16 protein-coding genes and 1 pseudogene are annotated in these 15872 nt (G+C 42.9%); 6 read left to right on the top strand and 11 right to left on the bottom strand.

Going from position 1 to position 15872, the window contains the following annotated elements:
• The first annotated feature begins 323 nt into the window (after nucleotides 1–323).
• The 3 genes from ACHUFQ_RS10110 to ACHUFQ_RS10100 all read left to right on the top strand — a co-directional run bounded on the left by ACHUFQ_RS10110 (nucleotide 324) and on the right by ACHUFQ_RS10100 (nucleotide 2843).
• The gene (locus ACHUFQ_RS10110; RefSeq protein ID WP_394175222.1) at nucleotides 324–797 is read left to right on the top strand and encodes a peroxiredoxin; all 474 of its coding nucleotides are present in this window, start codon (nucleotides 324–326) and stop codon (nucleotides 795–797) included.
• Between the two features lie 212 nt (nucleotides 798–1009).
• The gene (gene ftnA / locus ACHUFQ_RS10105) at nucleotides 1010–1537 is read left to right on the top strand and encodes a non-heme ferritin (protein WP_394175220.1); all 528 of its coding nucleotides are present in this window, start codon (nucleotides 1010–1012) and stop codon (nucleotides 1535–1537) included.
• A 109-nt stretch (nucleotides 1538–1646) separates the two neighbouring features.
• A complete protein-coding gene (locus ACHUFQ_RS10100; RefSeq protein ID WP_394175218.1) occupies nucleotides 1647–2843 on the top strand; it encodes a BaiN/RdsA family NAD(P)/FAD-dependent oxidoreductase in 1197 nt (398 codons plus the stop codon).
• Between the two features lie 19 nt (nucleotides 2844–2862).
• Here ACHUFQ_RS10100 and ACHUFQ_RS10095 read toward each other — a convergent pair whose 3' ends face one another.
• The 3 genes from ACHUFQ_RS10095 to ACHUFQ_RS10085 are packed head-to-tail and all read right to left on the bottom strand — an operon-like array spanning nucleotide 2863 to nucleotide 4631.
• On the bottom strand, nucleotides 2863–3495 hold the full coding sequence (locus tag ACHUFQ_RS10095) for a DsbA family oxidoreductase (protein ID WP_394175216.1): 633 nt from the start codon (nucleotides 3493–3495) through the stop codon (nucleotides 2863–2865).
• A 1-nt stretch (nucleotide 3496) separates the two neighbouring features.
• Nucleotides 3497–4039 (bottom strand): redoxin domain-containing protein, encoded by a 543-nt coding sequence (locus tag ACHUFQ_RS10090; RefSeq protein WP_394175214.1) that lies wholly within the window; start codon nucleotides 4037–4039, stop codon nucleotides 3497–3499.
• A 10-nt stretch (nucleotides 4040–4049) separates the two neighbouring features.
• Complete coding sequence (locus tag ACHUFQ_RS10085; RefSeq protein ID WP_394175213.1) at nucleotides 4050–4631, bottom strand: NAD(P)H-dependent oxidoreductase; 582 nt, start codon at nucleotides 4629–4631, stop codon at nucleotides 4050–4052.
• A gap of 129 nt (nucleotides 4632–4760) precedes the next feature.
• Between ACHUFQ_RS10085 and ACHUFQ_RS10080 the strand changes: the two genes are divergently transcribed.
• The gene (locus ACHUFQ_RS10080) at nucleotides 4761–5132 is read left to right on the top strand and encodes a winged helix-turn-helix transcriptional regulator (RefSeq protein WP_394175211.1); all 372 of its coding nucleotides are present in this window, start codon (nucleotides 4761–4763) and stop codon (nucleotides 5130–5132) included.
• A gap of 64 nt (nucleotides 5133–5196) precedes the next feature.
• Here the strand turns inward: ACHUFQ_RS10080 and ACHUFQ_RS10075 are convergent, their stop codons facing one another.
• The 6 genes and pseudogenes from ACHUFQ_RS10075 to ACHUFQ_RS10050 form a co-directional block, all read right to left on the bottom strand.
• Nucleotides 5197–5559, bottom strand: a complete 363-nt coding sequence (locus tag ACHUFQ_RS10075) for a hypothetical protein (RefSeq protein WP_394175209.1) — start codon at nucleotides 5557–5559, stop codon at nucleotides 5197–5199.
• Nucleotides 5560–6244: 685 nt separating this feature from the next.
• Nucleotides 6245–8008, bottom strand: a pseudogene (locus ACHUFQ_RS10070) (DUF2339 domain-containing protein); the annotation flags it as partial.
• 508 nt (nucleotides 8009–8516) lie between these two features.
• Nucleotides 8517–8723, bottom strand: coding sequence for a hypothetical protein (locus ACHUFQ_RS10065; RefSeq protein WP_394175207.1), 207 nt, complete (start codon nucleotides 8721–8723; stop codon nucleotides 8517–8519).
• Nucleotides 8724–8726: 3 nt separating this feature from the next.
• Nucleotides 8727–9419, bottom strand: coding sequence for a pirin family protein (locus ACHUFQ_RS10060; RefSeq protein WP_394175205.1), 693 nt, complete (start codon nucleotides 9417–9419; stop codon nucleotides 8727–8729).
• A gap of 106 nt (nucleotides 9420–9525) precedes the next feature.
• Complete coding sequence (locus tag ACHUFQ_RS10055; RefSeq protein ID WP_394175203.1) at nucleotides 9526–10110, bottom strand: DUF1269 domain-containing protein; 585 nt, start codon at nucleotides 10108–10110, stop codon at nucleotides 9526–9528.
• Between the two features lie 270 nt (nucleotides 10111–10380).
• Nucleotides 10381–10710 carry a hypothetical protein gene (locus ACHUFQ_RS10050; RefSeq protein ID WP_394175201.1) on the bottom strand — a complete coding sequence of 110 codons (330 nt, stop codon included), beginning with the start codon at nucleotides 10708–10710 and terminating at the stop codon, nucleotides 10381–10383.
• A 193-nt stretch (nucleotides 10711–10903) separates the two neighbouring features.
• Between ACHUFQ_RS10050 and ACHUFQ_RS10045 the strand changes: the two genes are divergently transcribed.
• On the top strand, nucleotides 10904–11875 hold the full coding sequence (locus ACHUFQ_RS10045; protein ID WP_394175199.1) for a helix-turn-helix transcriptional regulator: 972 nt from the start codon (nucleotides 10904–10906) through the stop codon (nucleotides 11873–11875).
• 88 nt (nucleotides 11876–11963) lie between these two features.
• On the opposite strand, the gene ACHUFQ_RS10040 is transcribed toward ACHUFQ_RS10045, so the two are convergent.
• On the bottom strand, nucleotides 11964–14129 hold the full coding sequence (locus ACHUFQ_RS10040) for a coiled-coil domain-containing protein (RefSeq protein ID WP_394175197.1): 2166 nt from the start codon (nucleotides 14127–14129) through the stop codon (nucleotides 11964–11966).
• A gap of 269 nt (nucleotides 14130–14398) precedes the next feature.
• On the opposite strand from ACHUFQ_RS10040, the gene ACHUFQ_RS10035 reads away from it, so the two are divergent.
• Nucleotides 14399–15283 (top strand): EamA family transporter, encoded by an 885-nt coding sequence (locus ACHUFQ_RS10035; protein WP_394175195.1) that lies wholly within the window; start codon nucleotides 14399–14401, stop codon nucleotides 15281–15283.
• 5 nt (nucleotides 15284–15288) lie between these two features.
• Here the strand turns inward: ACHUFQ_RS10035 and ACHUFQ_RS10030 are convergent, their stop codons facing one another.
• A complete protein-coding gene (locus ACHUFQ_RS10030; protein ID WP_394175194.1) occupies nucleotides 15289–15762 on the bottom strand; it encodes an LEA type 2 family protein in 474 nt (157 codons plus the stop codon).
• Nucleotides 15763–15872 lie beyond the last annotated feature (110 nt).

The following is a 15872-nucleotide window of genomic DNA, read 5'->3' as shown; positions in this document are numbered from 1 at the left end:
AATTATGATGCTAGCGTTCTAGAAGGAGTCTAACACAGCTTTAATATGTCATTGCTAAGCTATTGCCAACAACCTGAATAAGAACGAGATAACGTGGATGGCTGTATTATCACTCTTATTGATGGCGAAATTGATTCGCCTCTGCCCATTAGTTTTTCTATACTCCTATACCAATCACACTAAGTTTGTGCACAACTCAGAGTTAGGGTAGAGGTTCAGTTACAACATAGATTTTATTTATATAGCCACTATATATTAATTGGTATTAACTGTTTTACATTTGCTTAACAAATTTCGCGCACCAATAACCGTATGAGGTATCTATGATCAAGGTCAATGACAAAATCCCTGCAGGAGAATTGCAGCAACTCACCAGTGATGGCATGAACAACCTGTCGACAGACTATCTATTTACAGACAAAAAGGTGGTGATTTTTGCCGTGCCCGGTGCGTTTACCCCGACTTGCTCTGAAGCTCACTTACCCGGCTATGTGGTCAATTTTGATAAATTTAAAGCTAAAGGTGTCGACCGGGTGATTTGCGTTTCAGTGAATGATGCGTTTGTTATGAGTGCCTGGGGCAAAAGCCAGAACGCCGAGAATATCCTGATGCTTGGCGATGGCGATGCAACCTTTACCAAATCGCTGGGGCTTGATATGGATACCGCCAGTTTTGGTGGCGTGCGTTCACAACGCTATGCCATGGTAGTAGACCATGGTGTGGTCACTCATCTTAATGTTGAACAGCCCGGTAAATTCGACGTCAGTGACGCCGAAAGTATACTCGCCGTTTTATAGAATCATGAAAGCAATTCCGTTTTAAATACCAATGCGTTAAGATCGCTCTATCTCATGGATAGGGCGATTTTTTGCCAAGCCTTAAACCGATGCGAATAGAACAGCATAATGGTTGTTAATGATGACCTAAATGTTCGATTAATGATCATCGCTGGATAAGAGTTGGTATGATACTTCCCTGTTGTCACCCACGATAAAGAGCAGAGAAAGCTATGTTAAAAGCGCAAATGGTTGAGCAGTTAAATGCTCAAATCAATCTAGAATTTTACTCCTCGAACTTGTACCTGCAAATGAGTGCCTGGTGCGAAGACAAAGGCTTTGAAGGTGCCGCGGCTTTCATGCGCAAGCATGCTATCGAAGAAATGCAGCACATGAATCGTCTGTTCAATTACGTCAGTGAAACCGGTGCCTTGCCTATCCTTGGTACCATCGATGCGCCGCCACATGAGTTTGAATCTTTAGTGGAAGTGTTCAAAGCGACGTTTGAACATGAATGTCTTGTGACTCAGAAAATTAACGAGCTTGCACACTTTGCCTTTACCAACCAGGACTATTCAACCTTTAACTTCCTGCAATGGTATGTGGCCGAGCAACATGAAGAAGAAACCTTATTCAAGTCTATTATCGACAAGATCCAATTGGTTGGTGATGATGGTCATGCCTTGTTCTTTGTTGATAAAGATTTAGCGGAACTTGCTAAAAATGGCCCAACATCGGTTACGCCTCCTGCAGAAGCGTAATCAATCATATCTAGGCTAAGCTTAATTGAGTTTGGCAAAATTACGATGTTCAAAGCCCTGCTTGCAGGGCTTTGTTTTGTATCCGTCTGAGTAAAGTTACGAGGTTAGTTTGACCACGCAAAAGGTTGATGTATTAGTGATCGGCGCTGGTGCCGCAGGATTAATGTGCGCATTAAATGCTGGCTATCGGGGTCGCAGCGTTACCGTGGTTGATATGGGCAAAAAGCCCGGCCGCAAGATCATCATCTCCGGTGGCGGTCGCTGTAATTTCACCAATCAAAATGCTAGCCCGGAAAACTTCCTTTGTCATAATCCGCACTTTGTAAAATCGGCACTGAGCCGCTATACCCAATACGATTTCATCGATATGGTGGAACGTCATGGTATTGAGTACCACCATAAAACCCTTGGACAGTTATTTTGCGATAACTCTGCTCACGATATTGTCGATATGCTGAAAACCGAGTGCGATTGGGCCGGCGTCACCATCCAAATGCAATCGGAAGTGCTGAAAGTCGAAGCGCTACAGGAGGGCAAAGGCTATCAGGTAACAACTTCAGGTGATGACTACCAATGTGAGTCTTTAGTGATTGCCTCTGGCGGTTTAACCATGCCAAAACTGGGTGCCAGTCCTATCGGTTATAAAATTGCTGAGCAATTTGGGCTCCGGGTATTGCCAACCTGCGCCGCTCTAGTGCCATTTACCCTGCATGATCAGGATAAATCCCGATTTGATGGTTTGTCCGGGATTAGTGTGGATTGTGAAGTGAGCAGTGAGTCTGGCCAGATGTTTCGGGAAAATATCCTGTTTACGCATCGCGGCTTATCGGGACCAGCGATATTACAGATCTCCTCTTATTGGCAGGCAGGGCAATGGGTTAGCATTAATTTATTGCCGGACATGTCGTTACAGGAAACGCTGCAGGCGATCCGAGAAAAGCACCCCCAACGCAGTTTAAAAAATGCCCTGATACAATTGTTGCCTAAGCGTTTGATTGAAAAATTAGATGCTGCTAGCGAGATCCCACAGAAAAACCTCAACCAATTGACCCATCAGGAATATCAGGATATCCATAATTATTTCCACCAGTGGCAAATCAAACCCAATGGCACCGAAGGCTATCGTACGGCCGAAGTCACTTTAGGTGGCGTGGACAGTGACGAATTATCGTCGAAAACCCTGGAAGCGAAAAAAGCACCAGGGCTTTATTTTATCGGTGAAGTTACCGAAGTCACCGGTTGGTTGGGAGGCTATAACTTCCAATGGGCGTGGGCCAGCGGTTGGGCCGCCGGACAGGTTGCATAGTCGCGAATGCCGATAGTGCTTAGATTAGTTCAGACAATAATTGTTTAAACGTATCTATCTCATGAGCACCGGACAGGGCTTTTTTATTATTGAAAATAAATAAAGGCACGCTGTGAATACCTTGTTGATGCCACTGTTGTTCGATGGCTCTAATATCTGCCTCGAAGCGGTTCGTTTCAAGAACGGATTTCGCTTCTTCTATATCTAAACCGACCGATTTAACAACCTCAAGCAGAGCGCCGTGGGAAAAGTCACCTCGATTGGAAAAGAAATGTTCAAATAAGGCTTCCGAGAGCGCGTTCTGAAGTCCAGAATCTTTTGCCCAATGTAATAATTGATGGCAGTTAAACGTGTTGAGCATCTTCATCTCATCAAAATAGTTGAAATTGAATCCCACGTCTTTGCCGTGCTCGGTTAACATCGCTCTGGCTTTAATACTATCCTCAAGTTTTGCGCCATATTTTTTCGCTACATGCTCGCGCAGGTTTTCACCTGTCTCTGGCATATCCGGGTTTAATTCGAACGGGTGCCAGGTAACGGATAGGTCTACCGCAGGTTGAAGTTCGGCAATCGCTCGCTTCAATCTACCGTAGCCAATCACGCACCAGGGGCATACCACATCGGAAATGATATCGATTTGTAGTGTCGCCATATTATTTATGCATACCTCGAATCGGGTAGTTGTTGTCTGGATTACGGATCCAGGCAAGGCCATTAACCAGAGCCTGAAGTTCAGGACGCACGAACGGGTTGTTGGAAATATCGATTACCTGAATTGTGCCTTCTTCATTAACAACATAAAGTGCGGGCTCTGCAAATGGGTGGTCAGTCTCTTGCTCGGAGCGGGGATCGGAGATGTAGGTGCCCAGAGTTTTCATCTGCTCGATACTCAGACCGAAGCCCAGTGGAAAGTCTACTTCCAGTCGCGACATATGTTCACGAAGTTGCGCTTCGCTGTCACCCGAAACGGCAATTAAATCAACACCGGTTTTCGCCAAATCCTCTTTAAAGGTCTGTAACTGATTAAGATATTTGGTACATAACGGACAATGCCTGCCGCGATAAACCACGACAAGTTGCCAGTCGTGACCGTTTTCAGGTTTGCCTAGAGTTTTAGAACCACCGCCACGAATAGATACGGTGATCTCGGGAAAGGTGCTACCAGGGTGTAACTTTTGGGTATATTCAGATGCCATAGTCTTTTCCTCAGAAGTTAGCATTAATATGGGCTTCAAAGCGTTTCAGATCATTTTCTACATCGGCATTTTTCATCACATCGTATGCGGCGAAAGATGGTAATGGCGTCATATCGAAAAACTTAAAATTCATATGCATTGGAAACATTAAATCGTCGATTGATTTACCTTCAAAAAAGTCGTTTTCATCATTGAAGGCTTCTTCAGGTGCATTGAACGTCAACGAAATCATGTATTGCTTGCCGGTCATGGTGCCGCCTTTGCCATAGTTCTTTTTGGGTGCATCGGATGTACGGCCATCGCCGTTACAAAGTGCGCCGCCCATACCCGCGGTGTAAACAAGATCCATATATTTTTTAAATGACCAGGTTACGTGCATCCAGTTAACCGGCGTTTGAAACAGAATAGCGTCTGCCCATTGATGGTTTTCCAACTCCTTTTCAACATCAACGTCTTCTGACATGGTGACAACGCGGGTGTCATGTCCTTTACTGGTTAATACCTCCACGGCTTTATCGACCAAGGTTGCATTTAACCGACCTTCGGCAAATGGATAGTATTGATGTCCGTTAATGATCAAAACATTACTCATGGATATTCTTCCTCGATAATAATAATTGCTTTCAAATCATGGTTTATTTTAGTAACCTTATCGCACATATCAACCAGTTAACTTTTAGTAACCTGGTATTTTTAAGGTTTTACGAGCGAGGAAAATTCATTGCAAAGTGTAGTAGAGACCAACAGCAAAGGGCAGAAAACCGTCAAGAATGCGTGTCTTGAGCCATGTGCGATTGAAAAGGGTATGCGCTTAATTGGCGGTAAATGGAAGGGCTCAATTATTTATCACCTTAAGGATGAGCCGGTGCGTTTCAATGATTTGGCCAGGATGCTAGGTGGTGCCAGCAAGAAAATGGTCGATCAGCGATTAAAAGAGCTGGAACAAGAAGGCATGATTGTTCGTAAGGTGCTCAGTGAAAGGCCGATCGCGGTTACTTATGAATTAACCGAATTTGGTCGTTCTGCGTTAGATATTCTGGAACAGCTTAGAGTCTGGTCCGAATCCCATCAAATCCAGCTGAATAAAAATTAATGTATTCGAATATTAACCGCGAAAGGGTTTTTCGCGGTTAACTCAAAATATCATTTCTGAAAGATTATGTAGCCGAAGTGGTAGTAACCTGAATGATTGCAAATGGAATTTCGGCAACAATTGCAACAAAAGGCACCCAAATGGCGTAGGTTATCGCCTTTTTCGCGCCGTAATCTAGCATTAGCTTTAAAATGGCGAATGGGATAACCAGATACAGAATATATCCTGCAAATGCAGTGATTTCTGGTAACTGCATTGAGGTGATTCCGATGTTAAAGACGGCGATCGCCATGGATGATGCGAAGATAACTGCAAATGCCAGCCACCAGTCTACTTCCACATGAAGCTCTTCCGATTGAAGATGTTTTTTGTCCAGAAATTTATAGATAAATATCAGAATAAATCCGGCTAATGCGGCGTGTAACATGCTAAGTACTCCTTATTGTTCTTATTGTTTTTTGGTACCAGAAAGAGGCTGCAAGAATGAAGATGCCGACACCCATAAACAGAATGACTTTTTGCCAGAGCAGGGCGTTGGCCGCGTCAATTAAAGACAGTTTTGCAATCCCCAAAAATATCAGAAGGAAACTGTATTTTATCGTCGAGGGTGTTCGGGCTTGCAAAAACAATATAGCTGCTCCATGGATAGCCATTGCCGGTGCGATGAGTAAATCAGCGCGAAATTCGGTAATCGCTGATAACACTAAAACGTAAGTGATGACGGTTATCAAGTGAAGTGGAACTGTTAACCTGCCTTTCAAATAACTACCGATGTCGGATGCATCAAATCGGTCTGTCCGGCGATACAGGATACTGGTTAAGAGCAATGCAGGTACGATTGCGTACAACGGATTTGAGTCAATTAATGTCCAGGCATAAACCATTAACGCTAAATTGATTGCCAAAGTTAATTTGTTGATAGAGCGAAGGTATTCGGATTTTTGACTTAAGTTTAAGCAAACCGCCCAGTATATCGCTGCTGAAATAATGGCCGTTAATGAATTATCGGTTACTGATGCAATGAGATTAGGTAATGCGAATCCCATCGAAATAATGCCGCTGAGCAAAATGAATCCATTTAGATTCGATGAAGCTCGCTGGTTGAAGTACCAGGCTAAACTACAAAAGCCGATGAAACCGAGCAGTGCAATTGGGCTTAATAGCGGATTCATAAAGCCAATTCCCACGGCGAGAGCAAGGCTTGCTGCAACCGTTAGAATCTTTGTTTCTTTGATTATCAAGTCATGTTTAACGTACTTACAAATAAAATACGCAATCAATGGCGAGAGCCAAATGACCGTGAGAACGTCAAATTCCAAACGACGAATTGCCGTACCTAACCAACATACCGGGATCAGTAAATAGAACAGAATTCTTGCTTGTTCAGCAAGTTCTCTGCAGCTACTCTCTGGCTGAAATTTTCGATAGAAGGCAGACCACAGCCAGAGTTGAATGAATACGGAAATAAGCGATATCTTTGCGAACCAAGGCAGCATCGTGAAGCGAAAACTATCTACTAGCAAGCTTCCCTGATAAGCGTAATACAGCGGCACAAGGATCAGTGCTGCAGCAAACAATTCGATACCATGATGGTTGATGCGTCTGGCTCTGAATAGCAGCGCTAATTGTAAAACCAGAACAACCGCCCCGGTCCAGCTTGCGATTACCAAATGCGATGTGCTAATTGCTAAAACAGACAACCAGATCATCTCAAACAATTGCACCATCGGCTGGACATATTCTTTGGTTAGTTTCCCAAAATTCTCGTTAGTTTTTAGTAAAAGTCTCCAGCCACTGAGCGCTAAAAGCATCACCAAAGATAGACTCCAACCATCAATCGTTTCTAAAGCAGGGATAGGGAAATAAGGGGCAATGGCAGCTCCACAGAATAAAATGGAAACAGCGGTTAAAACCTGGCCTTGATGGCATGTCGCTGGCAGCTGGTATCTGCGCCCAAGATATAGCAATAACAAACCTTCCACAGCCCAGCCAATTCCCCAGTAGGCCTGACTAAACATGCTGATGATGGCAAATACAGTCCACGCGGCGGCAAGCAGCCCATAAAAAGGCGCGATGGTTCGATATACTTTATAAAACAGCACACTTGAGCAAAGGGCAATCAGGCCATTGATAATAAACAATGCCGTAACCTGCCAGGATGAAATATCTGTAGTTTGTAAGAACAGCAATATGGTGGAACCAAATACCGCCGCTAAAAACGTGAGATTTTTCCGTGGTGATGCCTTATCTTTTAATAGGCTGAGAAAGGTATAGGCATAAAACATCAGATAGAAAATACTGATAAACCATACGGATATGGATAATGACTCCAGGCCTATTAACCACTCGACAGAGGCGACCACAAATGCCAGCGTCAGGTGAGCCAGCCATTGGCCGACGATTCGGTAAGCTAAAACCAGACTACTAATGCTGATAAACATCAATGAGGCAAAATAGTAGCTGCTATCCATTTGCACACTGTTAGACAGAATCGGCATGGTGGCGATGCCGATAATTCCCATAGCGGCGACAATTTTGGTATCAAATAGGTAAGCCAGAAAATGACATAACAAGGCTACCCCAAGATATAACATCAACACGGTAAACTGAGGGAGCAACTCGTAAACACTGCCGGCAAAATAAACGGTGCTGTAACAAAGAAGAACACCCAAGGCGATAATCGCTGAGGCGAATTCATCGAAAGACGTTTTGCGTTTTAATCCGATACCTATAGCGATTACCCCAGCGGCGGCTGACGCCATCAACAAGGATTTTGTGCCTGCCCCCATTTGGTCGATTACCAATTGCATCAGATAACCAAAACCGGATAGCGTCAATACAATACCAAGTACTGTCAGGATGAAAATCCCTAACATTCCCCGTTGCTGATAGGAGCGATATATATTGCGCACAGGTGCAAACCAGTCAAACAAAACCGAAAGTAAGCTTTGTAATATTGTGGCAAAAAAAGAAGGTGCTGCAGGCACAGGTTTAATGGTTTGTTGAATGTTTGGCTGTTCTAATTTATCCGCAGCAACGGTGAAATTGGTTGTAGTTTGTGATGGCGTGAGTTCAGGTTTCACCGGAGTAGGCTGAGGCTTCTCCTCCTTGGGCGTAACGTCCTCTTGACTCTTATTTGTCAGGCTATCGAGGCGACTTTCAATGCTATCGAGTTGTTGATTCAATTGCTCTCGAATCAACAATAATTCGCCTTTTAGCGCTGATATTTCGTTGCTCATCAATTACATCCTGTAATTATTGTTATTCACCTAGCTTACGGGAATTAATCCGTGAATGCTATTGGTTCGATTCGGCAGGCCAAAAGCATGTAAGTAACTGGTTAGGTTATCGATTTGTGATGATGCAACGTATTACCAGCGGCAATCAGACATAGCTGATAATCGGTACTATGATGGCCACCGCCAACACGGTCACTAGCAAGTGGTTGCCGGTGATATTGTCAGCGATAAATGGTGGAATGTAATAAACCAAAGGCAATAAGCCGATAAAGGTAAGCAGGGCAATCATATGCCTGTTATTTACCGGTTGCTTTGCTGATGCGAGTTTTGATCTGGGCTTTGATGTACACAATGGTTATTCGCCAGCTATTTGAGTTGGATAGATAACGATTAACTGCGCATCTTCGCTGGCGGTAAATTCAATGGCATTGTCAACGCGAAACAGAGTGCGACGTTCGACACTTTCACCATTTAAGGTGCCATAGCCTTTACTTAAATAGGCCATAGCTTCACCCGGATGAGAAATCGACTGATCTGCTTGCAGGTTAGCAACTGCGATTGATGTTTTACTGTAAAAGCGCTCAGTTTGAGATACTGAACCACCATAGATGTGTTGCAACTTACCTGTTTCAGGTTCAAACACCTGATAACCTGCAGGCTCACCTGGGTTGTCCGGCAATACCCAAAGCTGAATCATCTGGTTTTCGCTGCTATCCGGGTTGATTTCATTGTGGGCAAAACCTTCGCCACCGGCTCTTTGCACCTGAGAATAGCCAGTTTCAATGCTCTGTCCATGCTCCAATGAACCCGCATGGGAGATACGACCTTCAACCATCACTGAAATGACATCAATTTCCCGGTGTGGATGCATACCGGTTTCACCATGAGGTAGAAAATTAGCATCGGCCAGATAAACGAAATTACCTAGTCCATTAAATGCTTTTGGATGCTTATGTGGGCCAAAGATTCGTTCATCGGTTACCATGCGTTTTTCTTTAAGCCCGGCAAATCCGCCTAAAGGTAAATCCGAATAATTTAAAGTTTTCATTGTTACAATCTCTCAAAGGGCAAGGTAAGTATGTCGCTTAACTGGAATCCAAACTAGAAAAGTGTTTACGAATGTCATTATGAACGCGATTAATTGTTGGCAATTCTTAGGTGTCAGGCTTGGCATCGAATAAGACTTTCAGCCAGCGAATGTCTTCAGGGCCCAGGCCCGCCTGTTTGTGCAGCGAGGGTTTTTCATAAACCTCTTTATAAACATGGCAAATAGCGGTTTGGGTTAGCTCGCGCCAGCGTTCGCCTTTTAAGTCTTTTATCTGACTATCGATTAAATCCGCTTCCAATAGGGGATCATATTCCCCTTCATCAGCGCGAATTGCTCGCGCTAATTGCGCGAGAATAGGGTTGATGATCTTCAAGGTGTTAGCATCAGAAAATTCTTGAACGACATTATCCTGAGCTTCTTTAATTTTTTGCTTTAATTGATATTCATTGAGCTTTTCTCCGGTTGCCCGCAGCCCATATTTATTAAGTAATGTTCCTATGCCAGGTAACAGCGCTTTAGCTGCAATGCCGGCGCCAATCAGTGGATTGAATATGGCTGCGAGGCCGCCAACGAGCAACATGCCGTAGGTGAGTTTTTTATCTAAAGCATCAATTTCATCGGCCAGAGCTTCCAGACTATTTGCCTCATTCGCGTTTCGGGCACTGACTATCTCTTGTGCCGATTGAGCCATATAGGTTTAATATCAATCCCATTAAATTATTGCTCACTCAGTGAGAATTTAAAGGCTTTTAGACAAGGCTTTGATTGCAGAGAATGGTTGTTCCATTATCTCAAAATTAGCCAAAATCAGTAATGCAGCACAAACGCCTTTAAAACTCACCCGTAGGGAGTTAGTGAGAGGCCCATTTACTGCCCTATATTTCATTAATATAGAATGACTATATCAATAAAATCTATGTTGCAACTGAACCTCGGCCCTAACTCTGAGTTGTGCACAAACTTAGTGGGATTGGTATGACATAACCTCAGCGTGCTCATCGGGAAAATGAAATACTCGGCGTTTGGGCAGGTTATTTATTTCTGGCACGCCGTTTGGTAAACAGCGCATGGTGTGCAGGGCAAATTGATATTCCGAAGGTTTAAACGGAACCACGAAATAATGTTTTTCATCAAATTGCTGATCGCCATAATTTTCGGATTTTTCCGCAGAAACAAAAACTGGCAGGCCATTTACTTTTTCCTGAACCAAAGAAAGCCCGGCGGCGATTTCATCAGTGGCTTTGTCCGCTACCGTGCGCAGCGCTGCCAGACCTTTTTTTAAAAATTCCAAAATACAAAACCGCTGTTTACGTTGGGAATTTTATTAATTTAGCAAACTTTAATGGTAAAGTTTATGGATAATTCCTACCTAAATCACTTGAATGTTAAGTGATTTTAATCTGTCGGTTTACTTAACTTTTCTAATGTGATTAATTAAGTGAAATTTTACAAGTCATTACTTAATTGTATTTAGAGGTAGTTAAATGAATGGCGGCAATCTAATAAAGTTGGTCACGGCAAATTTAGGCTGTACCCAAAAAGAGCTGGCAAAACAAATTGGCGTGTCGGGCGCACAAATCAGCAAATGGAAAAATGGTGAATATCTTTCCGAAGAAATGGAGAGGCTTTTAGTATCCTTGTCTGGAATTGGCCATCGAGATCCGGATATCGTGGTCTGGACAGGCGGAAAGGAGCAAGCTGATCAGTGGGATCAGATGGTTCGGTTTCTTGCATCTTTGTCTCTTCAGTACAATGATACGGGGTACTACATTGAGCCATTGACGCTGGTTGAAGATGATTTCCTCTGTTGGAAAGTGTTGCATACCCTACTGGAGATGGGGGTGGAATTACCTCAGGAATTCCCCTTGGCGCTGACTATTAATTATTCGCACTTTACTCAAAAGGGTACGCAATTACCTCTTGAGTTTTCTTCTCATCCTATTGTTTCGCTGATTTTTGAAAGCTTCAAAGCTCTTATCCATCTTTATGGTTTTTACAGCGCTTATATTAGTGAAATCCTGGAGAACTGGGATCTCGACCTGATGGATACAGAGGCCTGCAATATTGAACCATGTCTGTTGGATTTAGCATTTAGTAAAAGTGCACGCCAGTCCCATTTGTTGCCAGAGTTTAATGACTTTAAACACAAGACAATAAATGAATACCGGCAATGGCTGGAGCTGGTTAAAAAGCGAGCGTTTGAGCGCAGCGTGCCGCTCCGTGCTGAGTTATTGAACCTGATTTACGACAATCATGAAAACATTGGCTATGCCGCGAAAGAAGAGAATACGGGCGCAAACCGTTATCGCTTGCATCCGGATGTTTACATGAACGAAATGCTACACAACCAGCGAGCGATTTTAAAAATCATGCCGGCGATTTGTAACAAGTTAGGTATTAGTGCGGACGATTTTGATGAGCAGGAGTCACTGATCACCGAGGTTATTAACCGATAAGCCAGCGGTCTGCTATGATGTGCCCAATAAGGCTATAACGTCGATTGCAGCGGCAAGGTGAGAGCCTTGCCGCACAGTCTTATTAAATTTAACTAGTCACAGCTAATTGTTTTTGTGCGTACTCAAACTTCAAACGGTATTCGGTGACTTGATTTTCAAGACGGGTAACGTCTTCCGATAATCGTGCCTGCAGCTCTGCATTTTCATCGCGTAACTGTTTAAGTGTTTCGCGGATCTGTGCATTACTATCTTCCTGACGGTTTTTAATCTCCGCATTTTTCTGAACGAAATCGGAAATCTTTTCTCTTTCTTCCGCAAGTTGCTGTTTCAGAGTTTCAAGCTGTTGGGTTTCAGATGACTTCTCATTGCGCGCTTCTAACAAACGAGTTTCAAGGACGTTTTTATCTTGATTAAGTTGGTTGATAATGGCGTCGGTATTTTCTTGTTTCTTGTCATTGGCGGATTGGATTTTCTCCAATTGCAGCTGCAATTCACGCACTTCATTGACTTTGTCAGTAAGCAACGCTTCTGTTTCTGATTTTAAGTTAGCTATTATTTGCTGTTGGTCAGATTTTGTCTGTGTTAACTGGGTTTCAGATTTTTGCTTAACCGCCATAAGCTGGGCGTTAACCTTGCGGAACTCTGACTCCAGTTCAGTAATTTTTTCTTCTTTCTGGCTGACTTTATCTTTTAACGTGCTGGTTTGAACCCAGAGGCTTTTCTTCTCTTGCTCGTTTTGCTTAAGCGCCAGCTCTAAATCTTGTAAATCCGCCAGTTTCGATTTGTTTTGATTGAGTTCCGCTTGCAGGGAAGCGATATTCTCTTCGTAACCTTCACGCTGTTTGATTAAATCGACGCTGTTTTTCTTTATCTGTGATTCAAAATTATTCTCTTGCTGACGTAACTGTTTTTCTAAATCGGCAATGATATTCATATGTTTAGATTCAGAAGATAAGTTACCTTTAAGCTGTTGGGCCAGGTTTTCATTATCTGCTTTGATGCTAATCATTTGTTCATCATAAGATTTTTTCTGATTAGCGATTGCAATTTCATGGATCTGCTGCTGTTTTTGCAGCTCTTTTGAAACCTTAGCAAACTCTTTTTGAGCATTGTCTAGCTCGGATTTAAGTTCGGAAGTTTGTTGTTTTTGCTGTTCAACCTTGGCACTTTCTTTGTCTTGCGAAAGCTTGGCTTTTTGCAAGGCGACTTCACTAGCGTTTAACTGCTTTTGCAATTGCGCAACTTCTGTTGATAAGGACTTTTGCGCTTGCTCAACCGCTTTGGCCTGAGATTTTTCTGCTTTTTCGATGGTCGCTTGTTGTTTTTTCACTGCCGCCTGACTGTTCTCAAGCTCGAGTTTAAGCTTGTTCACATCACTATCCAAGCCGGCATTTTTCGCTTGTAGAGCTTTTAATTGCGCCTGTAACGAATCAACCTGTTCGATTTTGCCAGACGTTGAGCTGTGTAACTCGCTCAATTGCTGTTCGTGAGTCTTAATTAGGTCATCCACTTTTTTCTGGTGGTTGACGCTTAAGCGGTTTAATTCTGATTGGGCTTTATGACTGTGCTCTTCTGCAGCATCCAGTGCCGATTTGAGCTCTTTTAATTCGTCATTCAGAGCCTTTTGCTGTGTAAGCTTTTTACTCTCATTACCTTTTAGTGATTTTAATTCCGCTTGCAGGTTTTTAATTTCAACAATATGGGCTGATTTGAGGTCTTTAAGTTGTGAAGAGGTTTTGTCTAACTGGGTTTGCAGTTTGACATTCTCTTTACTCAGGCCATTCTTTTCTTTACTTAGCGGGTCGAGTTGGCTCTGCAATAACTCGCGATTTTCCTGAATTAAACGCAGCTCTTTTTGCAGTTTTTCTTCGCTGCTGGATTTCGCTTTTAATTGGTTTTCGGCTTTTTGAGTACGATCTTTCAGCTGTGCATATTTCGCATCATATTGATCAATTTTATGCTTGAGCTGTTCAATTTCACTGAACTTCAGATTAACCGAATCATGCTTAGAACGGCTCAACTTCTCATGAACCGCCGTGAACTTTTCTTCAAGCGCTTTTTTCTGATTTTGCAGCGCTTGGTTTTTTTGTTCTTCAGCTTTGGCATTGAGTTTTTCTACAAGGTGGGAAAACTTATCTTCAAGCTGAATAAATATATCACCGGCGAGCAACTGCAGTTGTTCGTCTATCTCTTGGTTTATTTCAGGTTTTAAATCTGGCTTTGATTCTGGCTTAGATTCTGACTTAGTACTCATAAATAGGCCTTATTATTGTTTTCGTTTGAAAACCATGGAGTTATTTAACCATCTTTATGGAAACGTGAAAAGGTTTTATTGGTCAGAACTGGTCTGTGTACTGAAGGTATAAGGCTTGTGCGTGTATTTATCCGTGTGTTTTTTAACCGTTTTTATGGGGCTTTTCGGTGAAGATTAAGCATGATTCGCTGTAATTAAGTTGCTTTTTTAAGTCTGTTTCCATCTAATAGCAATCTTATTTGTTATCACTAAATTAAATCTTAATCGATATGGGCTATTTGGTTTTTGTTTCTCTGCTTTGGGCATTTTCATTTGGGCTAATTAAAGGGCAGCTTGCCGGCATCGATCCTGGTTATGTTGCAACGCTTCGTTTGAGTCTGTGCTTTGTCACGTTTTTGCCTTTATTGTTTTGGTTTAAAGGAGATCGTTCTCCGGTAAAACTGATGGCGCTGGGCGCTTTACAATTTGGGGTTATGTATATCGCATACATACAATCTTACCAATACCTACCAGGGTATTTGGTTGCCGTATTCACCATTTTCACCCCTATCTATGTATTTACCTTAAATGCAATTTTAGAAAAGCGTTTTCACTATCCCCATGCGCTGGTTGTTCTGCTGTCGATCATCGGTGCCGCTATCATGGTGGCGCAATCGGTCGAAGGCGATGATTTTTTGATTGGCTTTTTATTGTTGCAGGTTGCAAATCTTGCGTTTGGCTGCGGTCAGGTGTTATATGTCCGATATTGCATGCCGGTGCCGGGCACGAACAATACTGCGACAAAAAGTGATGGCGTTAACTTAATGTGGATGTATCTGGGAGCGGCGATGCTCGCCGCTCTATACACCATCTTATTTGGCAACGTCCAGCGCATGTCGTTAGCAACCGATCAGCTATGGGTGATTCTTTACCTTGGGGTGATTTCTTCAGGGCTTGGGTTTTATTGTTGGAACAAAGGTGCCACTAAAGTATCCAATACCACACTGGCCGTCATGAATAATGCTTACATGCCGTTTGCGGTAATCTTTGCGTTTACCCTGTTTGGCGAAGAGGTAAATGTGCAGAGGTTGTTGATAGGTGGTGGCTGTATTGTGGCAAGTATTATACTTTCTGTGTATTTAACGAAACGTCAGAACCCTTATTCAACCGACTAAGTTAATTACCATGAAGCTGGATCGAACGTGCCAGATTTATTGATTGGGATATCTGGTAGTAAATTGGCAAATTCGAGTCTGGCATTAAACTCATAATCGAGGGACGGACTGGTTTTTTCCGCCAGTTGTTTAATGACTTTTAAACCGTTGAGCAGCGAAGCTTTCCCTTGCAAGGTGATGGTCTGAGTGGCAAAAGGCTCTAATGGTGGAACTTGGTATTGGTTTCCTCTAAACAGCGGAGCGCCATTTACCACCAATTCATAGCTGACTTTCGAAAAATTCAATTCAAAATCATTGGGATTAAATATTTCCAGAGTGATTTCAACCTTGGGGCTGAACCCTTTTACGGGCAACATGCGCACGCCAACCACCTCAATTTCCGGTTCCTCAACGTTTAATCCCAAGCTGGCGCATCCGGACAGCATTGAACAACATAAGAGTAACCACAAAATTTTTCGAGCCAGAGGATTTTTTAACATCAAAAACAACTCCTTGGATATATTTGGGCTCTATTATACCAATCACATTAAGTTTGTGCACAACTCAGAGTTAGGGCAGAGGTTCAGTTACAACATAGGTTTCATTGATA

This window comes from Thalassotalea litorea, assembly GCF_043642205.1.
GTDB lineage: Bacteria > Pseudomonadota > Gammaproteobacteria > Enterobacterales > Alteromonadaceae > Thalassotalea_A > Thalassotalea_A litorea.
Note: the sequence above shows the minus strand (reverse complement) of the source record. Positions and strands in the feature narration are given on the sequence as shown.